The organism is Enterococcus sp. FDAARGOS_553 (genome assembly GCF_003812305.1).
Lineage (GTDB): Bacteria > Bacillota > Bacilli > Lactobacillales > Enterococcaceae > Enterococcus_D > Enterococcus_D gallinarum.
In genome coordinates this window covers 2939714-2962146 of record NZ_CP033740.1, presented here as the reverse complement: position 1 = coordinate 2962146, position 22433 = coordinate 2939714, and the positions used below count along the sequence as shown (strand labels likewise).

At 40.3% G+C, this 22433-nt stretch carries 20 protein-coding genes; 15 read left to right on the top strand and 5 right to left on the bottom strand.

The features are described 5' to 3' along the window. Positions 1-51: 51 nt before the first annotated feature. Positions 52-1752, bottom strand: a complete 1701-nt coding sequence (locus EGX73_RS14630; RefSeq protein WP_123867035.1) for a M3 family oligoendopeptidase — start codon at positions 1750-1752, stop codon at positions 52-54. A 161-nt stretch (positions 1753-1913) separates the two neighbouring features. On the opposite strand from EGX73_RS14630, the gene hprK reads away from it, so the two are divergent. The 6 genes from hprK (at position 1914) to EGX73_RS14600 (ending at position 7024) form a co-directional block, all read left to right on the top strand. Further along, positions 1914-2849 carry an HPr(Ser) kinase/phosphatase gene (gene hprK, locus EGX73_RS14625; protein ID WP_003126230.1) on the top strand — a complete coding sequence of 312 codons (936 nt, stop codon included), beginning with the start codon at positions 1914-1916 and terminating at the stop codon, positions 2847-2849. A 15-nt stretch (positions 2850-2864) separates the two neighbouring features. Beyond that, positions 2865-3695: a prolipoprotein diacylglyceryl transferase gene (gene lgt / locus EGX73_RS14620; RefSeq protein WP_003126231.1), complete on the top strand. Its 831-nt coding sequence runs from the start codon at positions 2865-2867 to the stop codon at positions 3693-3695. Between the two features lie 74 nt (positions 3696-3769). Further along, positions 3770-4792 carry an NAD(P)H-dependent glycerol-3-phosphate dehydrogenase gene (locus tag EGX73_RS14615; RefSeq protein WP_003126232.1) on the top strand — a complete coding sequence of 341 codons (1023 nt, stop codon included), beginning with the start codon at positions 3770-3772 and terminating at the stop codon, positions 4790-4792. A gap of 18 nt (positions 4793-4810) precedes the next feature. After that, positions 4811-5731, top strand: a complete 921-nt coding sequence (gene galU / locus EGX73_RS14610) for a UTP--glucose-1-phosphate uridylyltransferase GalU (RefSeq protein ID WP_003126234.1) — start codon at positions 4811-4813, stop codon at positions 5729-5731. Positions 5732-5903: 172 nt separating this feature from the next. Further along, complete coding sequence (locus EGX73_RS14605) at positions 5904-6329, top strand: DUF948 domain-containing protein (protein WP_003126235.1); 426 nt, start codon at positions 5904-5906, stop codon at positions 6327-6329. A gap of 14 nt (positions 6330-6343) precedes the next feature. After that, entirely contained in the window at positions 6344-7024 is a 681-nt protein-coding gene (locus EGX73_RS14600) for a YtxH domain-containing protein (protein WP_003126236.1), read from the top strand. Between the two features lie 166 nt (positions 7025-7190). Here EGX73_RS14600 and EGX73_RS14595 read toward each other — a convergent pair whose 3' ends face one another. Together EGX73_RS14595 and EGX73_RS14590 are read right to left on the bottom strand one after the other, a co-directional pair. Continuing rightward, positions 7191-8057 carry an NAD-dependent epimerase/dehydratase family protein gene (locus EGX73_RS14595; RefSeq protein WP_003126237.1) on the bottom strand — a complete coding sequence of 289 codons (867 nt, stop codon included), beginning with the start codon at positions 8055-8057 and terminating at the stop codon, positions 7191-7193. A gap of 15 nt (positions 8058-8072) precedes the next feature. Continuing rightward, positions 8073-9173 (bottom strand): aminopeptidase P family protein, encoded by a 1101-nt coding sequence (locus EGX73_RS14590; RefSeq protein WP_003126238.1) that lies wholly within the window; start codon positions 9171-9173, stop codon positions 8073-8075. A gap of 195 nt (positions 9174-9368) precedes the next feature. Here EGX73_RS14590 and ccpA point away from each other — a divergent pair, with 195 nt between their 5' ends. Next, entirely contained in the window at positions 9369-10367 is a 999-nt protein-coding gene (ccpA, locus tag EGX73_RS14585) for a catabolite control protein A (RefSeq protein ID WP_003126239.1), read from the top strand. 134 nt (positions 10368-10501) lie between these two features. Here ccpA and EGX73_RS14580 read toward each other — a convergent pair whose 3' ends face one another. Further along, entirely contained in the window at positions 10502-12961 is a 2460-nt protein-coding gene (locus tag EGX73_RS14580; protein WP_123867034.1) for a transglycosylase domain-containing protein, read from the bottom strand. Between the two features lie 193 nt (positions 12962-13154). Here EGX73_RS14580 and tyrS point away from each other — a divergent pair, with 193 nt between their 5' ends. The 4 genes from tyrS (at position 13155) to EGX73_RS14560 (ending at position 16887) form a co-directional block, all read left to right on the top strand. Further along, on the top strand, positions 13155-14417 hold the full coding sequence (tyrS, locus tag EGX73_RS14575; RefSeq protein WP_123867033.1) for a tyrosine--tRNA ligase: 1263 nt from the start codon (positions 13155-13157) through the stop codon (positions 14415-14417). An 89-nt stretch (positions 14418-14506) separates the two neighbouring features. Beyond that, on the top strand, positions 14507-15418 hold the full coding sequence (locus tag EGX73_RS14570; RefSeq protein ID WP_003126243.1) for an AEC family transporter: 912 nt from the start codon (positions 14507-14509) through the stop codon (positions 15416-15418). Between the two features lie 101 nt (positions 15419-15519). After that, on the top strand, positions 15520-16410 hold the full coding sequence (locus EGX73_RS14565; RefSeq protein ID WP_123867032.1) for a deoxyribonuclease IV: 891 nt from the start codon (positions 15520-15522) through the stop codon (positions 16408-16410). A 90-nt stretch (positions 16411-16500) separates the two neighbouring features. After that, entirely contained in the window at positions 16501-16887 is a 387-nt protein-coding gene (locus EGX73_RS14560) for a cytidine deaminase (protein ID WP_029486697.1), read from the top strand. A gap of 93 nt (positions 16888-16980) precedes the next feature. Here the strand turns inward: EGX73_RS14560 and EGX73_RS14555 are convergent, their stop codons facing one another. Further along, positions 16981-17598 carry an FMN-dependent NADH-azoreductase gene (locus EGX73_RS14555; RefSeq protein ID WP_005471177.1) on the bottom strand — a complete coding sequence of 206 codons (618 nt, stop codon included), beginning with the start codon at positions 17596-17598 and terminating at the stop codon, positions 16981-16983. A gap of 158 nt (positions 17599-17756) precedes the next feature. Here EGX73_RS14555 and EGX73_RS14550 point away from each other — a divergent pair, with 158 nt between their 5' ends. The 4 genes from EGX73_RS14550 to EGX73_RS14535 all read left to right on the top strand — a co-directional run bounded on the left by EGX73_RS14550 (position 17757) and on the right by EGX73_RS14535 (position 22316). Next, on the top strand, positions 17757-18452 hold the full coding sequence (locus tag EGX73_RS14550; RefSeq protein WP_029486699.1) for a response regulator transcription factor: 696 nt from the start codon (positions 17757-17759) through the stop codon (positions 18450-18452). After that, positions 18449-19396, top strand: a complete 948-nt coding sequence (locus EGX73_RS14545; RefSeq protein WP_123867031.1) for a HAMP domain-containing sensor histidine kinase — start codon at positions 18449-18451, stop codon at positions 19394-19396. The genes EGX73_RS14550 and EGX73_RS14545 overlap by 4 nt, the downstream gene beginning before the upstream one ends. A 90-nt stretch (positions 19397-19486) precedes the next feature. Beyond that, positions 19487-20260: an ABC transporter ATP-binding protein gene (locus tag EGX73_RS14540; RefSeq protein ID WP_003126250.1), complete on the top strand. Its 774-nt coding sequence runs from the start codon at positions 19487-19489 to the stop codon at positions 20258-20260. Further along, entirely contained in the window at positions 20232-22316 is a 2085-nt protein-coding gene (locus EGX73_RS14535) for an FtsX-like permease family protein (RefSeq protein WP_003126251.1), read from the top strand. The genes EGX73_RS14540 and EGX73_RS14535 overlap by 29 nt, the downstream gene beginning before the upstream one ends. Positions 22317-22433 lie beyond the last annotated feature (117 nt).

Genomic DNA, 22433 nt, shown 5'->3' with positions numbered 1-22433 from the left:
AATGGAACGAACAAATCAATGATGATTCGTTCGTTCCGTGGATTGTGTGGTCTATTTTAGTTGTTCTTCGGAAACATTCTCTAGGTAATCATCAACAGCCTTCAGAGTATCATCTAACGCACCTTTTTCAAAGGGCGAACGTAAGTGAGCTGTTTCGAGAATTTCAAGAAATGTTTGTGTACCGCCGACTTGACAAATGGCCAAATAATCTTGCCAAGCAGTAGGATCTTGGGCTACGATCGAACGATACCAAAATTGAAAGGCACAAACTTGAGCTAACGTATAGTCGATATAATAAAAGGGTGACTCAAAAATATGTCCTTGTCTAAACCAGTAAAGCCCGCGATCCAAATCAGGAAATTCACTGTAGTCACGTTCTGGACAATAGCGGCGTTCCAGGTCTCTCCAACAAGTTTTTCGTTGCTCTGGAGTCCAATCAGGATTTTCGTAGACTTCTTGTTGGAAGTGATCAACTAACACGCCGTAAGGTAGAAATAGTAGACTGCTAGCCAGATGGGCGAACTTGTACTTTGCAGTTTCCTCTTCAAAAAAAGCATCCATCCAAGGCCAAGCGATAAATTCCATTGACATGGAATGAATCTCACAAGACTCGAAATTTGGAAAAAGAATTTCTGGCTCTTTGATCCAACGAGACTGAAACGCTTGAAATGCATGACCAGCTTCATGAGTCAAGACATCTACATCAGCAGCAGTCCCGTTGAAATTCGCAAAAATAAAAGGAGAGTGATATTCCTGGATAAAGGTACAGTAACCCCCAGATTGCTTGCCTTTTTTGCTTAAAAGATCCAAGAGCTCATGATCAACCATGAAGTCAAAGAATTCACCTGTTTCTTGAGACAGTTCATGATACATGGTACGGGCTTTCTCCACTAATTCGTTTGCGGTGCCTTTCGGTGTTGCATTTCCGTTCGGATAGACCAATGGCAAATCCGCAAAAGTGGCTTTTGATAGCTGATTACGTTTTGCTTGGCGGGCATACAGCTTTTGAGTGATTGGGACAACTTTTTCTAAAATTTCCTTTCGATAGGTTTCGATCATTTTGCGATCATAATCCCAGCGGTTCATTTGGACATCTGCAAAAGCAACATAATTTTCGAAGCCTAATTTATGGGCGATTTCTGTACGCACTTTGATCAATTCATCATAAATTGTGTCGAATTTCGTTTCATTTTCAGCAAAAAATGCTGTTTGAATGTTTATTGCTTCCAAACGAATTTCACGATTTTTGTGTTCAGTAAAAGGGCGTAGTTGTGCAAGGGTATAGCTGTCTCCTTGGAACTCCAGCTGGGCGGAAGCAATCAATTTGCCATAATCAGAAGTCAGTTGATTCTCTTTTTGGAATAATTCGATCAGTGATTCATCAAATAACTTCACGCGACTTTCAGCAAATAAAAAGAACGTTTCTGGATAGATAGTTTTTAATTCTTCCACTAGCGGTGAAGCGAGTAGACAACGGTAGAAACGAAAATCCAGTGATTCAAAATGAGGCTGGTACTCATTCCAAAATGTATCTTCTGCTTCATAATACGGATCCGTCGTATCAATTGAGTGTCGAATAGAAGCCAAGTTGACTGCCGTGTCGATCGTTCCCCGCAAATAATTTAATTCATCGATGGCTGTTTTTGCAGATTCAAGGTTGGCTGCTTCCTCAAGGTTGTGTAACGCTTCCAAATAATTGTGTTTGTAAGAATCAAAATCTGGTCGTACGTAAGTATAGTCTGAAAATTTCAATTAAATCCCTCCTCTTTAAAAATAATAGCATAAAATAAAAAGAAATAGGTAGTTCCAATAACACGTGTAGTAAGTTTTAAGATAGAATGATAAAATAGAGAGGAACAGTTTGCGAAAAAGAAGCAGCTGAAGAATCAATGGAGATGAAGAGAGGGACTATTATGACAGAAACCGTCAAGGTCAATGAGTTGGCTGAGGCTTTGAACTTAGAGATCGTCCAAGGGGATGAAACAAGTTTGGAACGGACAATCATCACCGGGGATATTTCGCGACCGGGGTTGGAATTGACCGGCTATTTCAATTATTATTCCCATGATCGATTACAACTATTTGGAAGTAAAGAAATTACTTTTGCTGAACGAATGATGCCGGAAGAGCGGTTGATGGTCTTGCGTAAAATGTGTTCAGAAGATACACCTGGATTCATTGTTTCCAGAGGATTGGCTATCCCAGAGGAAATGATCCAAGCTTGTGCAGAGCACAATATCGCAATTTTGCGTTCGCCTATTTCAACTTCACGATTGCTAGGTGAACTTTCGAGCTATTTAGATGGACGATTAGCAGCTCGAACAAGCGTACATGGAGTTTTGGTAGATGTTTATGGATTAGGTGTCTTGATTCAAGGAGATAGTGGCATCGGGAAAAGCGAGACGGCATTAGAGTTGATCAAGCGTGGACACCGGCTGATTGCTGATGATCGAGTAGATGTTTATAAGCAAGATGAACTGACACTGGTGGGAGAACCGCCCAAAATCCTCCAACATCTAATTGAAATTCGCGGAATCGGAATTATCGACGTCATGAACTTATTTGGTGCCAGTGCAGTCAGAGGCTATATGCAAGTGCAGTTGGCAGTTTACCTTGAAGCGTGGGCTAAAGATAAAAAATATGATCGCTTAGGTACGGATGATACAACTGTTCAGATTGGTGAAGTAGATATCCCGCAAATCAAGATTCCAGTAAAAACCGGACGAAATGTCGCCATCATTATTGAAGTTGCAGCCATGAATTTCCGGGCAAAAACAATGGGTTATGATGCGACACAAACGTTTGAGAATCGATTGACACAGTTGATCGAAGAAAATTCTGGAAATTAGAGAGGAACAGTTTATATGTTAGCTTTAGTAAATCGTGTTGCTTTTGAGTTGTTCGGTCTGCCGATCTATTGGTATGCGATCATTATTGTCTCCGGTGTCATCATTGCGATGTGGTTGAGTACGAGAGAAGCAGTCCGTGTGGGATTGAAGGCCGATGATGTAACGGACTTTATGTTGATTGGCTTGCCAGTTTCAATTATCGGGGGCAGACTGTATTACGTCCTATTTGATTTAGAACCTTATTTGAAAGATCCAATTCAAATTTTCAATACTCGTTCTGGGGGATTGGCAATCTATGGGGCTTTGATCGCTGGAGGAATATGGCTGTATTTCTTTTGCCGACGCAATTTTATTTCACCAGTGACCTTTTTGGATATTGCAGCACCTAGCGTGTTGTTGGCACAAGGAATTGGACGTTGGGGGAATTTCATGAATCATGAAGCTCACGGCGCAGAAGTCAGCCGTTCCTTTCTAGAAAGTCTCCATCTACCTAATTTTATTATTGATAATATGAATATCGATGGAGCTTATCGACAACCAACATTCTTATACGAATCTGTCTGGAATGTTTTAGGTTTTATTGTTTTGATCTTACTCCGTAAGAAAAAGGGACTTTTAAAAGAAGGCGAAGTCTTCCTAGGGTATCTGATCTGGTACGGTTTTGGACGCTTCTTCATTGAAGGAATGAGAACGGATAGTTTGTACTTGTTTGGACCGATCCGAGTATCGCAAGTCTTATCAGCTGTGTTATTCTTTGGTGCAATCATCGTCTTGATCTGGCGCCGTAAAAAAACAAAAGTAAAAGATTACAACCGTTCCTATGGAGAAAATGAATATGTAATCTAGCAGTTATTTTTCGGCAACTATGGTAAAATGATTGAGTGAAGTTTTATTGTAAATGAACAGAGGAGGTTTCCATCGTGAAACAAAAAATAGCCGTATTAGGCCCTGGCTCTTGGGGGACTGCGCTTGCGCAAGTGTTATCCGAGAATGGTCATGAAGTGAAAATTTGGGGCAACAATCCAGCTCAAATCGATGAAATCAATACGTACCATACGAATCGTCATTATCTGCCGGATTTGAAGCTACCAGAAAATATTTTAGGTGTTAAGGCTCTTGAAGAAGCGATCATTGATGCAGATGCCATTCTTTTCGTTGTACCGACGAAAGCAATTCGGGCGGTCGCTAAAGAGTTTGCCGAAAAGGCAACCAATCGTCCCGTGATCATCCATGCATCGAAAGGATTAGAGCAAGGAAGTCACAAGAGAATATCTGAAATTTTGGCAGAAGAGATTCCTACAGAGAAACGACAAGATATTGTTGTGCTATCCGGGCCTTCTCATGCAGAAGAGGTGGCTGTCCATGATATTACTACCATTACTGCAGCGAGTGAAAATGAAGAATCAGCAAAATATGTGCAGGAATTGTTCATGAATGACTATTTCCGTATTTATACGAACAATGATGTAATCGGGGTTGAGACTGGTGCAGCATTAAAAAATATCATCGCAATCGGTGCGGGAGCAATTGCTGGTTTAGGCTTTGGAGACGACGCAAAAGCGGCGATCATGACCCGCGGGTTAGCTGAAATCAGCCGACTAGGAGTAGCTATGGGAGCCAATCCATTGACCTTTATCGGTTTGAGTGGTGTTGGTGATTTGATTGTGACTTGTACGAGTGTTCATTCACGAAATTGGCGTGCGGGAAACTTACTTGGTAAAGGACACAGTTTGGATGAAGTATTAGAAAACATGGGAATGATCGTTGAAGGTGTATCGACGACAAAAGCAGCGCGAGAACTGGCAGCAGCTTTAGGTGTTGAAATGCCGATCACCGAAACCATTTATTCTGTTCTTTATGAAGGAAAAGCAATCGAACAAGCAGCCAAAGAAATCATGCTGAGAGATGGCAAAGAAGAGAACGAGTTTACGCTTGAAAAGTAACGATAAGGAGAGAGACAAATGAATGTAAAAAAAGCAGTTATTCCAGCAGCAGGATTAGGAACCCGTTTTTTACCGGCAACAAAAGCAATGGCTAAGGAAATGTTGCCGATCGTTGATAAACCAACGATCCAATTTATTGTTGAAGAAGCTTTACAATCAGGTATCGAAGATATTTTGATCGTTACCGGAAAAGCAAAACGCCCAATTGAAGACCATTTCGATGCAAACTTAGAACTAGAAATGAATCTGCAAGAAAAAGGCAAAACTGAATTATTGAAATTGGTCGAAGAAACCACAGATGTTAATCTTCACTTCATTCGTCAATCACATCCTAAAGGGTTAGGGCATGCTGTCCTACAAGCAAGAGCCTTTGTAGGAAATGAGCCCTTCGTGGTAATGCTTGGCGACGACTTGATGGAAGATGAAGTCCCATTAACGAAGCAATTGATCGATGATTACGAAACAACGCATGCTTCAACGATTGCTGTGATGGATGTTCCGCATGAAGACACATCAAAATATGGGATTATTGATCCTGGCATGCAAGTTGATAAAGGATTATACAACGTGAAGAACTTTGTGGAGAAACCTGCTCCAGACAAAGCGCCTAGTGATTTGGCAATTATTGGCCGCTATTTGTTGACCCCAGAAATTTTTGATATCTTAGCTAATCAAAAACCAGGTGCCGGCAATGAGATTCAGTTGACTGATGCTATTGATACGTTGAATAAAACACAACGCGTATTTGCTCGCCAATTTACTGGTAAACGGTATGATGTTGGTGATAAATTTGGTTTCTTGAAGACAAGCATTGAATATGGCTTGAAACACCCAGAAGTCAAAGACAGTCTAAAAGAATACTTGATTGAATTGAGTAAAGAATTAACACCAACTGAAAAAACAGCAACCCAGCCAAAACCAACAAAAGAGAACAAGTAAAAAGAACGCTTGCCGAACAACTGACGATCAATCAAAGTTGTTCGGCATTTTTTTGGTTTTGTATGAAAGCGGATAGATTTTAGTAAAAAAACAAAATTCGCTAGTCTTTTATTTGTAGAACGCCGTTTGAAATGCTATTCTTAATATAAGTAAAAGGGGAAGGAGACATTTTATGACAGGAGGAGAGATTGCAGCATTGATCGCTGCGATTGCATTCGTCGTACTTGTCGTTTTTGTTGTACGATTATTGATGCAAGTAAGCAAAACGATGACCAAAGTGGATAAAACAGTGGAAGAAGCCAATACCACGATTCGAGTCATCACCCAAGACGTAGATATCCTTTCAAAAGAAGTGGAGGGATTGTTGGTTAAGACCAATGAATTGCTGCAGGATGTAAATGGCAAAGTTGCGACCATTGATCCGCTCTTTACTGCAGTAGCAGATTTAAGTACCAGCGTCTCTGAATTGAATAGTTCAGGAAAGAACTTGGTCTCGCGAGTTGGCAGTTTAGGTCGAACAACGGCTAAAGCAACTGTTGCTGGTAAAGTAGGTCAAACAGCAATGAAATTTTTCAAAGACCGTAACAAACAACAATAAGAGGAGGAATTTCAATGAGTAAAAAAGGTGGATTTCTATTAGGTGCAGTAATTGGTGGGACAGCAGCAGCGGTAGCAGCCCTGTTATTAGCACCCGAGTCAGGTAAAAACTTGCGAAACAAACTAGCCAAACAAGCCGATGATTTATTGGATAAAGCTTCTGATTATGGTGATATGGCTAAAGATAAAAGTACCGATTTAGTGGAGATCGCTAAAGATAAAGCAGCTAAACTTGGCGAACAAGCTTCAGGTTTTACTGATTCATTGACTGCAAAAGTAGATGACTTAAAAGATAATGCAGCTAGTTCTTCTAGCGATACAGTTGAAGAATTAAAAAAACAGGCAGGAGATTTATCTGAGCGCTTCAAAAAATCTGCTGACGAAGTCAAAAATTCTGCTAGTGATCTTCATGAAGACGTCCAAGAAACAGCAGAAGACATTTTTATTGATGCAAAATCTTCCGCTGCAGACATGAAGGAAACGGTAAAAGAAGGGGCAGAAGAGGCCAAACCAATCGTAGATGATGCTGCAAAAGAAACAAAATCAGCAGCAAACGAATTGAAACATGAAGCAAATAAAAAAGCGGCTGATGTAAAAGCAACAACAAAATCAGAAGCCAAAGATGCGAAAGAAGATTTTGAAGAAGTCAAAGAAGAATTAAAAGATAAAATGGAAAAAAATAATCCAGAAGCATAATCTTTCTCTTTTGAAAGTTAAAGGAGCTGCTTTTAATCGGTAGCAAAAAAACATCCAAACGAAGATAAAATGCCGAGCCGTGACAACACGGTTCCTGCGATCAAACAGATCACAGACGCATTTATTTCTAGTTTGGATGTGTTTTTTTTAGCGAAGGCGCACATAGTTAAGCGTTTTTGATCTCTTGATCACATAGTGAGTAGATCCAATCAGATAGTTGGGAGAATTGAAAGCCATTTGCTTCAGCTAGTGCTACATTTATCGAATATTCAGGCGTGCCATTGTATTTTCCAGCTTCTCCGGTAGGTGATAAAAGTGGGTCAATGCCAGTTTCTTTTGAGACATAAGCTAAAATTTCTGCCAGTGAGAGGGTACCTTTAGCAGCAGCGTTGACGGGGCCTGTAAAGGAACTGGTTCCTAAAAATGCTAAAAATTTTCCTGCTTCTTTAGAATCGATAAAACTCATTTGATGGGAAAGATTGTCAATAAACATGGCTTTTTTTTGACAAACGGATTGAATATAGAAAGACAACCGTTTGGTATAGTCATCAATTCCCACCACATAAGGAAAGCGGACAAATGCCGAATTTTGTGAGTATTTTTGGCTTAAAATCTCCTCGACACTGCGTTTTCCTTCTGCATAGTTCACTTGTTCTGAGGTCACAAGACGATAAGCATGTGCTGTTGGATCAAAATCTTTTTCGACCAGATTGTCATGGAAAGTTGGATAAACAGACATAGAGCTTGTGACAATATAGCGTTCGGTAGTGACATGACGCATCAAAATATCAATATCATTGGAGGTATAGGCGATATTATCGTAAATCACATCATAAGTTTCTTTTGTCAAAACAGATCGGATACTGTCTTCATCTTCTCTGTCAAAAATCAATCGAGTTACCTTTGGACCAAATGAGTCTGGTGTTTTTCCACGAGTAGCAATCGTTACGTTCGCACCCTGTGTAAGCAGTTCATTGACGAGATGTTTGCCAAAAAAGCGTGTCCCACCTAAAACCAATACATTTTGCGTCATAATCCATCTCCTTTGTTAATTCAATACTAGTAGCTCTTTTGCAGTTTTTGTAAACGGCACACAACCAGTTTCAGTAACATAGATACAATCTTCGATACGAACACCGACTTGTTCAGGAATGTAAATCCCAGGTTCGATGGAGAAACACATGCCTTCTTCAATCACCAAATCATTCCCGGTAATCAATGATGGAAATTCATGAACCGTTGTGCCGATCCCGTGACCCAATCGATGATTGAAGTATTCACCGTATCCATGACTTTCGATGACCCCACGAGCAATTTCGTCCAGTTGACCCGCAGTAATGCCTGGTCTAACAGCTGCTTGGGCAGTCAGTTCCGCTTCAAGGACGATATCATAGATATTTCGTTGCAATTCAGTCGGCTCGTGATAGGCAATGGTACGCGTTGCGTCGCTGCAATAGCCATTCCAGATCACACCTAGGTCGAAGAGAACTAGTTCATTTGGTTTGATTTGTTGTTTACCTGGAACCCCATGAGGGCTTGCAGCATTGGCACCTGCTAAGACCGTCGTATCAAAGGACATGTGGGAAACGCCGCGTTTTTTGAGTTGATATTCAATCTCTGCAACGATCTCCATTTCAGAAATACCTTCTTTGACAGCAGAAAAACCAATCTCAAAAGCGACGTCTGCCCAATTACCTGCTTCAAGCAATGTGTCGATTTCCGCTGCTGTTTTGGTTAATTGCATTTTCTGGATCACAGGAGTGATATCAAGTGAAAAATCAGTTCCTGGAAGGAAACCATTCAATGCTTCGAAACGTTCAACAGTCAAATCATTCTTTTCTAGTGCTAATCGTTTGAGGTGATAACGAGATTCTAGCTCTGAACAGATTTTTTTCCAAGGATCTTCACTATCTAAATAACCAATCACATCGTAGGGCCAGCCACTATTTTTAGCTTCTTCAACTTCTAAAGCTGGTGTAAATAGGAAAGGGTCTTTATCAGGTGAAAGAAAGAGTGCTAATACGCGTTCATGAGGTTCACTCTTGAAACCTGAAAAATAGGCAATCGTTGAAGGATTTGAGATATAAGCGACCTCAGCTTGATTGCTGGCTAACCACGTTGTCATTTCTTGTATTTTTTCTTTATTCATGAAAAAACCTTCTTTCAAGTATTCTTTCTCCATTTTAGCACGCTTTACTGGAGAATGCTTGTCCGTAAATATGTAAAATTGACTAAGTTTTCATGAAAGCGGAATTAAAACGGTTGCATATTCGCAAAAAGTTTGCTATTCTATCAAAGAAATGTAAATAAGATTTTCTGAAAACAGAATAAAGGGAGATATATCATGGAAAAACAAACAATTACGATTTATGATGTTGCTCGTGAGGCAAATGTTTCGATGGCGACGGTTTCTCGTGTCGTGAACGGCAATCCAAATGTTAAGCCAGCGACACGTAAGAAGGTTCTGGAAGTCATTGACCGCTTAGATTATCGTCCAAATGCTGTTGCACGAGGATTGGCTAGCAAAAAAACAACTACAGTCGGTGTAATCATTCCCGATGTCAGCAATATGTTCTTTTCTTCATTGGCTCGTGGGATCGATGACGTAGCAACGATGTACAAATACAACATTATCTTGGCGAATTCCGATGGCGATAGTATGAAGGAAGTAAACGTACTGAACAATCTTTTGGCAAAACAAGTAGACGGTGTGATTTTCATGGGTCATCGGATCACTGATGAAATCCGTGGCGAATTTTCGCGTTCAAAAACACCAGTGGTACTTGCTGGCTCAATCGATCCCGATGAACAAGTGGGGAGCGTGAACATTGATTATACAGCAGCTACGAAAGATGCAGTAAGTTTACTAGCCAAAAACAATCAAAAGATCGCTTTTGTCAGCGGTGCATTGATTGATCCAATCAACGGTCAAAACCGGTTGAAAGGGTATAAAGAAGCGTTAAAAGAAAACAACTTAGACTATTCAGAAGGCTTGATTTTTGAAGCGCCTTATAGCTTTAAAGAAGGCTTGGCATTAGTTGAACGAATCATGAACAGTGGAGCGACAGCGGCATATGTAACAGACGATGAACTTGCTATCGGTGTTCTAGACGGTTTGATTGACCGAGGTGTCAAAGTACCTGAAGAATTTGAAATCATTACAGCCAACAATTCTTTATTGGCAGAAGCTGCCCGTCCACGTTTATCTAGCGTGACACAGCCTTTATATGACATGGGTGCTGTAGCGATGCGTTTACTAACGAAAATGATGAACAAAGAAGAAGTAGAACAAAAAACAATTGTTTTACCATATGGTATCTCTGAAAAGAGTTCAACGAAATAAGTGAGAAAAAAGAAGAAACCGTTCTTAGGAGCGGTTTTTTTATTTACATATAGATATAAAAAAGAACAGGAGCAACGATGTGCTTCCCGTTCTTCAGGTAAAACAGATTTTGGCAAATGACTGTGATGACGTAATCAGTCATCCTCTTTCTGCTCGTTTTTCTTTTCTTCCGTTTTTTCTGCTTCTTTTTGATTATTGTTATTGTTCGTGGCGTTTTCTTCTTTATTGGTACTTCTAGAGCCATTGTTCGTGGCTGTATTGGTAGAAGTAGATGTTGTTGTTCGGCTAGGGGCGATTTTCTTCCAATAATCTGCATAATTGGCATTCGATCCGCCAATCCCAAATTCAAAGGATGCTTCTTTGGGACCGCCTTTTGTCCAATACGAAGTAACTGTGTCGCTTGGATTGGTTCTTCTTGTGTTATCTACTGTGACCGTGCCGCCTGGAAGTGTTCCTGTAGCCTTAGACACTTTGATCTTTTTGACATCATCGGATAACTCGAATTTTTTATCCACTCCAAAGACCTTCTGGTCGGATTGATAAATGCGATTGATCAAATAAGCCATGTATTGAGCGGTACGTGTTCCGGCACTACTATCGGTGGCTTTGTTGTCATCACGACCAGACCAGCTACTGATGGTAATGGAAGGAGTTGAGACCACGAGCCAAGAATCGGACCAATTGTTTGTCGAACCTGTTTTACCGACCCAATCGGCATTTCCAAGGTTCCAATCCAGACCACTAACAACGGATTTAAAGTTAGACGTCTTTTGTTCGTCAATTACACTGCGCATCATGTCATTCATGATTGATGCTGTTGCTTCAGAGAAGACTTGAACTGGTTTTTGTTCATGCTGATACAAGACTTCGCCTTCATTGTTCTTGATCGATTCGATCACATAACCTTCCTGGTAAACGCCTTTGTTTGCTAACGTTTGGAATCCATTGGTCTGAGTTAAAACAGTTACGTTGGTGACTCCTAAAGGAGCAGACTCATAAGCCCAACTATTGTCTTCAGGATAGTTCATCTTGCTCAAATAATTCTTATAAGAGAAGAATGGGTCACCTTCTTGCTCCCAAATGTCTTGAAAAATGTTTGTCGCAGCGATATTACTAGAGACTTCTAATGATTCTCGAATCGACATAAAGGTATTGGTTCCCTTATTTGTCGCGTTAACGATTGGTTCATCCGCATTTTCACCAGTGCGCCATTTAGCTGCGTAATCAGAGACCATTGATTCAGAACCCATCAAGCCTTCATCGATGGCAGGACCGTAAACGAGCATTGGCTTAATACTTGATCCAGCTTGTCTTTGGGCATCGAACGCATGATTGAATTGATTTTGCTGATAATCGCGACCACCAATGAACCCAAGCACACGGCCTGTTGCATTATCCATCATGACATTCCCAACTTCAATGGGCGCATCGCCCCAATTATCCAGCATATAGCCATATTTGGACACAGCGTCTTGCATGGCATTATAGATGTTTTTATCAATGGTAGAGGTAACTATGTAACCACCATTGACTAATTTTTGTTGTGCTAATTCTAAATATTTCTGATAGGTTTCTTCTTTACTGTATTCTTCTGCGCTAACTTTATCTTCGTCCGCCAATTGTTTAGCGATGATATCTTTGGCTTCATTGAGAACCGTATAATAGAGGAAACTCTGATCGGTCTGCTCAATGGCTTCTTGTTTTTTGAAGTCTTGTTTCAAATCATAAGCCATTGCTTCGTCGTATTCTTTTTTTGAGATGTCATGATTACGATACATACTAAAGAGGACGAAGTCTTTTCGATCTAAACCGGCACTGAGATTTTCTTTGATTTCACCAGTATTCGTGTACGGACTATAGACGATCGGGCTTTGTGGCAATCCAGCAATAAAAGCAGCTTGGGGAAGTGTAAGATCGGCAGCATTGACGCCAAATATTCCTTGGGCCGCTTCTTGCACGCCGGCAATATTTTGCCCTTTATTATTTCTACCAAATGGTGAAATATTTAAGTACATTGTGACTATCTCATCTTTAGAGAAAAACTTTTCGACTTCCATCGCCAAGAGAATCTCATTGGCTTTGCGTTTAAAAGTAGTTTCGCTTGAGAGAATTTGCTGTTTGACTAATTGCTGAGTTAATGTCGATCCACCGCCACCACCAAAGCCAGTTGCTTCAGAGAGGAGGGCACGGACGACCGCTTTAGGAACGACGCCATTATGCTGATTGAAATATTCGTCTTCTGTTGCAATGATCGCTTTTTTGAGATAATCAGAAATTTTATCTGAAGAAACCGATGTACGCATCAGATCTGATCGAATCGTGGCGATTTTACTACCATCCGCATAAGCTAGCTGTGAAGTCTCTGTGATGTCGGTTAATTCTTGCTGCAGTTCTTCTTTTGACGGGGCAGCGGTATCTTCTACTAAAAATGCAAAATAGCCAACACCGATACCTAGTGCGAGTGAACCGCCCAGAATCAAAAAGGAAATTGCGACTAAAAAGAGCGAATGGAGCACGCGCAAGCTGATATTGAAATAAAACCAGCTCTTTTTCGTACTTGGAGATTTTGGTTGTTTTTTCTTATTTTGGGGCAAAAATGGTCACCTCAATGATATTAGAATAGATTCCGTTGTATTATAGCAAAAATCAACGCACTTGGATAGTTTTGCTCGTTATCACAATCAAATTATAACAAATACGGGATTGATCCAAAATGGGATTAAGGCTTTTCTTTAGGCGGATTTTCAGTTAATATGAACAGTGAGTAATGATTTAGGAGGAAAAAAAATGAGTTCAGACTTTTTTGAAGAATTAAAAAGTCGTGGTCTGGTTCATCAGACTACTGACGAAAGTGCATTGATCAAACAATTAAACGAAGAGTCTGTGAAACTATATATTGGGTTTGATCCAACCGCTGATAGTTTGCACATTGGCCATCTTTTACCGATCTTGATGCTGCGCCGTTTCCAACAACGAGGACATGTTCCTATTGCATTAGTAGGCGGAGGAACAGGGATGATTGGGGATCCATCTTTCAAGGACCAAGAACGGCAATTAAATACATTAGATACCGTCAAGGAATGGTCTCAAAGTATCAAAAATCAATTGTCTCGTTTTATTGACTTTGAGGATCAAACGAATCCAGCAATTTTAGCCAATAATTATGACTGGTTAGGCGAATTAAAATTGATCGATTTCCTACGTGATGTAGGGAAGAACTTTACCATCAACTACATGATGAGCAAAGAAAGCGTAAAACGCCGCATTGAAACGGGAATTTCTTATACCGAATTTGCTTACCAATTGCTGCAAGCCTATGACTTCCTAAATCTTTATGATGAACATGGCTGTCTATTGCAACTTGGAGGCAGTGACCAGTGGGGAAATATCACGTCAGGAATTGAACTGCTACGTCGCGAACGAGAAGTCCAAGGGTTTGGTTTGACGATGCCTTTGATTACTAAGGCAGATGGTACCAAGTTTGGTAAAACTGAGGGGAATGCAGTTTGGCTAGATGCCGACAAAACAACACCTTACGAATTTTATCAGTTTTGGATCAATACGGATGACCGTGACGCTGTGAAATTCTTGAAATACTTCACTTTCTTATCACTTGAAGAAATTGCAGCAATTGAAAAAGAATTCTTAGCTGCACCAGAAACACGAGTTGCCCAAAAAGCGTTGGCCAAAGAAGTGACCACATTAGTTCATGGTGCAAAAGCATATGAGCAAGCTGTTCATATTTCTGAAAGCTTGTTCAATGGGGATATCAAAGGACTGTCTGCTGACGAAATTGCACAAGGATTCAAAGGGGTCCCAACCTATCAAGTCTCGAATGATGATGAGTTAAACATTGTAGAATTGTTGACTACTTCGAAAATCGAAGCATCGAAACGACAAGCCCGGGAAGATATCCAAAACGGGGCAATCTATGTGAATGGCGAACGCCAACAAGACTTAAATTACGTGATCAACGAAGAAGACCGTATCGGCGGCAAATATGTTGTTATTCGCCGTGGGAAGAAAAAATATTTCTTGTTGACATTTTAGCTAGTTGCTAGAGAGTGAAATGAGTAAAAAGCGAACCGCTGAGTGGGTTCGCTTTTTTTCAAATCAATAGAGGAGGAAACAGATCGTTTATGGGACAATTATTTTTGAATGCCGCTGGTCTCTTTGCAATGATCTTTTTGGGGTATTTTCTTAAACAGCTAAAGGTCCTATCAAAAGCGGATGGATCTATTCTGTCTCGGATGATCCTCAATGTCACTCTGCCAGCAGCAATCATTCTTAATCTTGCCGATATGCAGATCCAAATGGACGCACTGGCATTAATTTTAATTGCGGTAATCATCACGTTCGTGCAGATTATGACTGCCTTTTTCCTAACCAAAAAAGAGAATGATGTGTTACGTCAGTTTTCGATGTATTGTGGCTCCGGGTTCAATATCGGAAATTTCGCGATTCCTTTTGCACAAAGTTTTTATCCATTAGGAATCCCCTTGATTTCATTGTTTGATATGGGTAACAGTATTATGTTGGCAGGAGGCACCACCATTTTGATTGAGTATCTAATCGGGAAACGGACAGTTTTTGAGCCAGGAAAAATCATTCTTAATTTATTACGATCGCCAACCTTTACTTGCTATTTATTCATGTTGCTGATCCGCAGCTTTGGGCTCTCATTACCGCAAGGGGTGATCCAGCTAGTCCAACCTATCGGTAATGCCAATACCTTTCTATCGATGTTCATGATTGGTTTGTTTTTAGATTTTCGTTTACCGAAACATGCTGCTGCAACGGTAGGAAAGATTTTGAGTTTGCGTTATGGAATCGGTTTGCTATTATTTCTCTGCTTTTTCTTTTTACCTCTTCCCGCTTTTTTGAAGCCCGTGTTGTGTTTACTGGTATTTGCTCCAATTCCTTTATTCGGTGTGATCAATTCTGTATTGGCAGGTATGGAGGAAGAGGCAGTCGGCTTTGTGTCTTCTATCAGTTTCTTGATTAGTTTGCCTCTCATGACACTCGTACTGATTTTATTTGGATTGGCTTAATATAGTGGATAAAGTCAAAGAAAACGGCAAGCAAAAAACTAGCGTGAATGAATGTTTTTTCGCATAATAGACAAGACTTATTTTTAGGAGGAAGACAATCAATGTTAATTGGATCACATGTTTCCATGAGTGGGAAAAAAATGTTGCTGGGAGCGGCAGAGGAAGCAGCAAGCTACCAAGCAACTACCTTTATGATTTATACGGGGGCTCCACAAAATACCCGTCGTAAGAAAATTGAAGAGATGAATATTGCTGCTGGACAAGATTTCATGACGAAAGCAGGCATTTCGAATATTGTTGTCCACGCACCTTATATCATTAATTTGGGAAATACCATCAAACCAGAAAATTTTGGCTTTGCGGTGTCGTTTTTACAAGCGGAGATTCAACGAGCACAGGCATTGGGCGCAACGCAAATCACATTGCATCCAGGAGCTCACGTTGGTGCAGGGCCAGAAGCAGGTATCAAGCAAATCATCAAAGGATTGAACGAAGTCTTGGAAAAAGGGCAAACGGCTCAGATTGCTTTAGAAACGATGGCTGGTAAAGGAACGGAAATCGGACGCAGTTTTGAAGAAATTGCTGCAATTATTGATGGTGTTACGCTGAATGAGAAGCTTTCGGTGACGTTTGATACTTGCCACACCAATGATGCTGGATATAACGTCAAAGAAGATTTTGATGGTGTCTTAAATGAGTTTGATAAGGTCATTGGACTGGAACGTTTAAAAGTAATCCATGTCATTGATTCCAAAAATCCCCAAGGCAGCCATAAAGATCGGCATGCGAATATTGGTTTTGGAACGATTGGTTTTGAAGCATTGAATAAAATCGTCCATCATGAACAATTGAAGCAACTCCCAAAAATTTTAGAAACTCCTTATGTTGGAGAAGACAAAAAGAATAAAAAAGCTCCTTATGGTTTTGAAATCGCCATGCTGCAGCAACAAACGTTTGATCCAGACTTGTTGACTAAGATCATGGAGCAATGAACCACATTATCCTATGGCGTAAAAAAAGTCTAACCTAGTCTGGAACTGTTTCGATTATTGAAGAAAGAATGGGTTTAGCAGGAGGAATAGATGGAGTTTGATGAATTGATTACTTTCGCCCAAGCGAAGATTGCACCAAGAAAACTGTCTCCCTGGGCAGAATCAGGCGGTGTTGCAGCAGCCATCCTTACCAGAGAAGGGAACGTTTTTACTGGAGTGTGCATTGACACTAGTTGTTCTATGGGTTTTTGTGCAGAACATGCAGCTGCAGCAGCTATGATCACTGCGGGAGAACATCACATTGCAAAAGTTGTGGCTGTGGACTGGCAGGGGCATCCGATCTCACCTTGTGGTCGTTGCCGCGAGTTTCTCAGTCAGCTGTCTGAAGACAATCTTTCTGCGCAAGTCTTGACGAAGGCGGGCAGTCTGCCGCTTGCTCAGCTTTTACCACTTGATTGGAAAGACGGTCTTGTTTAACAGTAATAAAAAAATCTCAGGAATAAAGCTGTCCCATAACTGCTAGTTCGCATTGTTGGTTCGCTTATCATTCCTGAGATTTTTAATTTTTTATTAGAATTTTTTTGCTGCTTCTGCCACTTTTTCTAGGCCGGCTGCAATGATTTCTTCAGTTTTTGAAGGGTCTGCATTGTGACCTTCAATGATTACTTCATCGCTGATCGTCATGCCAAACATACCACCAAATACTTTTTCCATAAATGTAACAGCACTTTCCATGCCGCTCATTTCACCTGAGTAAACACCGCCACGGGCATTTAACAAGACAACTTCTTTGTCTTTCAATAATTGGTTCATAGATCCATCTTCATTGTAGGAGAAAGTGAAACCGGCTTGGAAAATATAATCGATAAATGTGTGCAATGCCGCAGGAATCGTCAAGTTCCACATAGGAAATGCAAAGACAATCGTATCTGCTGCTGCAAATTTATTCATGACGTCTTGACGGACGGTCATCAATTCTTGTTCTTCTTGGTTTAAATCTTGTTCTTGTGCTAATTTTCCGAATGCTTCGAACAATGTTTGTCCGATATAAGGCATTGGTTGTGCGTAAACATCAAAAGTAACTACATCTACTGCTGTTCGATCTAGATTTTCTACAAAAGTATCGAACATTTTTGCAGATACTCCGTCAGGACGGTTATTTGCTTTTACAACTAAAACATTTTTCATCAATTTTCCACCTTTTAGATATATTTAACATGTCACGAGAAATAGTTTACTATAAAATCATTTTGCTTACAATAAATAAGTGGACAATCTTTTTCTGATTTTTTTAAGGAAGTGATCCGTTGCTTTTGGTAAACTAGAAGTACTTTAGGAGGTGCACTGTGAAAATATTTCTAATTGAAGATGAAAAGTCATTAGTCAAAATGATTGAAAGTCAGCTGTCTCGCTATGCCTTCGAGACTTTTATTCCGCAGGATTTCGAAAAGATCTTGGAAGAATTTCATAGAATAGAGCCAGATTTGGTTTTGTTAGATGTTAATTTACCTTTTTTTGATGGTTTTTATTGGTGTCAAAAAATCCGCGAGCAATCCTTGGTACCCATTTTGTTTATTTCGGCTCGTGACGGTAATATGGATCAAGTGATGGCACTTGAGTATGGAGCAGATGATTTTCTGATCAAACCGTTTTCTTATGAATTACTCTTAGCAAAAATAAAAAGTCATATTCGGCGAGTATATGGAGACTATGCACAGAGCAATTGTGCTCGCCAACTAAAAGCTGGGGAATTGATTTATTATCCTGAGGCTTTAAAGATGAATTATCTAGAAAAGGAAGAAGTGTTAACTGTTCGTGAAGGAGAATTGCTTACTTTACTAATGATGGCTTATCCAGAAATGGTCTCCAGAGAACAGATCTTGAATAAATTATGGGACGATGAACGTTTTGTAGATGATAACACATTGTCAGTAAATGTTGGTCGTCTGCGAAAAAAAATGGTAAGTCTCGGTCTTGATGAACCAATCCAAACGATTCGTGGAAAGGGTTATGCTCTTTTTATTGCCGGGAGACCAGAATGAAAGAATATTTGAAAGTTCAATTACCAGCAATTGCTTTATTTGGGATGTCGATTGCTTTGATCCTTTTGCTCGTTTGGTTAGATGGGTATCGCAATGGTTTTGTGATCGGCTATGGCTTACTATTAGTGGGCTTGTTAGCGATAGGAGTTTTCACGATTGATTATCTCGCCAATCGCAGTTTCTACCACTATCTAAAAACAGGATCATCTGGAAGAAGCGCTGGTTACTTAGCTAGAAGAGTCAAAAAGCTTTTAGATGACGACCATCATCACGTACAAGAGCAACTAGCAGCGATTGATGCCCATCATCAAACCCATATCAAATTTATGAATATCTGGGTCCATCAAATGAAAACACCAGTCTCAGTCCTAGAACTGATGGCAGAGAGTAGTCAAATTGACCCTTACGATCTTTTAGCAGAGACGGATCGTTTGAAAAGCGGATTAGCCACAGCCTTGAATTTTGTTCGTCTGGAAGATTTTGAAGAAGACTTTTTGATTGAATCAACCTCCTTATTAGCATTGATCAAGCAAAGCATCGGTGAACAGAAGCGCAATTTCATCCGGCATGAAATTTATCCGAAAATTAAGGATGAGACTGATTTTTGGATAACAACAGACAAAAAATGGTTGCAGATTCTACTTTTTCAATTGATCAGTAATGCCATCAAATACTCGAATCCGAAAGCAACAGTCACTTTTGCATTAGATGATGCGAACAGAAGTCTGACGATTACAGATACAGGTTGTGGCATTTCAGCGGCAGATTTGCCACGGGTGTTCCGACCTTTTTATACCGGTGACAATGGACGGCAGCGGGGAGAAGCTACCGGTATGGGACTCTATTTAGTCTCTCTCATTAGTCAAAAACTCTCGATTACGGTTACGATTGCTTCTGAAGTCGGTCAAGGGACTGTCCTGCAATTAAAATTTCCCGAGAGCTAACGAAACTTACAAAATTGTAAGTTATCTTTCAAACAATCGATAAGTTTGTTTCAGAAAACCTGTTACACTGACAGCAAAGGAGTGAGTGCTATGGCTTTACTAGAGTTGAAAAATATCACTAAAACGTATACTGGTGAAGTATCTGTGGAAGTGTTGAAACAAATTGATCTCAAAGTGCCTGCCGGAGAATTTATTAGCATTATGGGTCCTTCTGGCAGTGGTAAAACCACCATGCTGAATTTAGTTGCGACTCTGGATCAACCAACATCCGGCTCGGTCATCATCAATGGCGCCCAACCGCTGACATTGCCAAAACAACAGCTTGCTGAGTTTAGACGCCGACAGTTAGGTTTCGTGTTTCAAAATTATAACTTATTGTCTCCGCTAAATGTGGCAGAGAATGTTATGCTGCCCTTAACATTGGATCGAGTACCGGTTGATGAGATGAAACGGCGCTGTGAAGCGCTTTTGACAGAGTTAGGAATCAATGACAAAAGAAAAAAACGGATCTATCAGTTGTCCGGTGGAGAACAGCAGCGTGTTGCGATTGCTCGAGCGCTGATACATCAGCCAGAACTGTTGCTTGCGGATGAGCCGACAGGTAATCTAGATTCTAAAGCAGCCCGTGATGTCATGGAAATTTTGAGCCGAATGAACAAACAGCGACAAGTGACAACGATGATGGTTACCCATGATCCCTATTCCGCAAGTTTCTCTGATCGTGTTGTTTTCATCAAAGACGGCAAACTTTACAATGAGGCCTATCGCGGAAGTGATCAGCAACAATTTTACCAAAAAATTCTTGATGTTCTTGCACATCTAGGAGGTCGCCGTCATGAATTTCAGACAGTTGATCATTCGTAATTTAAGAGGTAACTTCCGCACCTATGCTGCTTATTTCGTAAGCAGTACATTTGCTGCCATGGTTTTTTATATATTTAGTCTGCTTTTGTTCCATCCGCAACTAAAAGAAAACTTGTCAGCGAGCGATACCATTTCCAGTCTAGCTAAGATGGGATTAGCGGTTGCTTTAGTAGTAATTGCATTTTTATCTTTGATGTTTCTTTGGTACACCTTTGTTGTTTTCTTAAAACGTCGCAAACGTGATCTCGCGATCTATCTCATTTTAGGGATTGAAGAGAAGGATTTGCGAAGAATTCTATTTATTGAAAATGCGTTATTAGGATCGCTGGCCACCTTTCTAGGGGTTGGCTTAGGAATTTTGGGAACAAAGCTATTATTGCTTGTTGCTCAGAATGTAATGCATCTCAATCGCGGATTGTCTTTTATGGTTCCATTGACTAGTTTGGGATTAACAATCGGCGTGTATCTTTTGATGTTCCTGCTGATCTCATTTTTTAGTACGCGTGCTTTACAAGGGGAAAAGATCATATCATTGATCAAAGAAAACGAGAAGCCCAGGCCGGAGCCTGTGAGTCGTCGGATCTATGCATTCCTTGGGGTGCTTTTGCTCTTTGTCGGCTACGGATGTGTGTTTTATTTTTCTTTCAAAGCTGACGGTTTTTTGATTCTTTTATTAGGCGTTTTGTTGACGGTAGCAGGCACGATCTTGTCCTTCTATCAGTTTAGTGTTTACTTATTGAAACAACTTAAAAGAAGTCCTTCTTTTTTACAAGGAACACGCTTGTTAACGATTAGTGAATGGATTTTTCGTATGCGGGACAATGCGGCAATGTACAGTCTGATCGCCATTAGTACATCAGTGGCTTTTGTAGGAATAGCAGTAATGATGGCGATTGGCAACACTTCGTTTTCTTCGATTCAAGGAATTAGTGTAGCGTATGTTTTTTCGGAATACGAAAAAGATGAAATAGGTAAAACGAAGGCGTTTGAAGTGAAAGAAAAATTGGAAGCGCAAGGCTATCATCCGGTTATGGAACAAGTGGATCTCATTGAGACCTACACAAATCTTGAAAATCCAGCGATTGCTACTGATCCATATTACATGAACAATGCATTTTCATTGATGAGAGAAAGTGATTATCGCAAATTGATGAGCCAAATCGGAGAAAAAGCTGAACCTGTTATGGATGATCAAGTGCTTGAACTTAGCAGCAATTATTCAAGACGTAAAGAACTGTTGTCGGTTGACCAAAGCCAACGACAACATGTGTATCCGCTGGAAATTGGCGGAGATAGCGATTTTCAGCAAGATATGACGATCGTTCATAGTCCCTCAATGCTTTCGTTGAACTATTTTGGCCTTGGTGTTGTAACTGATCAAACTTTTGAGAAGTGGCAAAAAGAAATTGGTGATTCTGAAGATTCGGGAGGATTTGTTTGGTTAGATTACCCCGAGTGGGCAGACGATCCTACGTTAATTGATGGTATCAATCAGCAAATCGATCAAGAAAATAAAGAAACAGATGAAAAAGTATCCGCTATCTACGATGAATTAGGAGCAGACAAAGTCAACGAGATGTCCGATGAAGAGTGGTCAAAAGCACTTGAAGGCATTCCGTCTCATATTGGTTATCAATCAAAATACAAAGTTTTCCAGGAAACACGTCAAGGCAATGGTCTCATTTTAATGATCACTGTTTTACTGGGCTCCGTTTTCTTTATTTTCTCTGCATCAATCATCTATTTCCGCCTGTTTGCGGATCTTGACAAGGACGGCGCTTACCATCGCTCTTTGCATGTGCTTGGTGTTTCACCAAAAGAACGGCATAAAATTCTGCGTCATCAGCTACAAGTTATGTATTTTTTGCCAACTATCGTGGCAATGATTCATTTTGCTGTTGCGATGACCGCACTGCGTTTATTAGTTGAATTGCCCGTTTGGCAGTTCTATGGTGAAATCGTAGGTATTTACTTATTGTTCCAAGTTATTTTTTATATTTGTTGTCAACTACGTTATAATCAACAAATTGATCGCTATGCAGATCCAACAGAATAATCAGTCAGTCTTTTTCCAAAACCTATCGCTTTGTTTGAGTGATAGGTTTTTTTCTGTGAAAAGCAGATGATTAATTTGAAAGTGAAGCCCTGCCTTGTGATATAACTCGCACAGTTC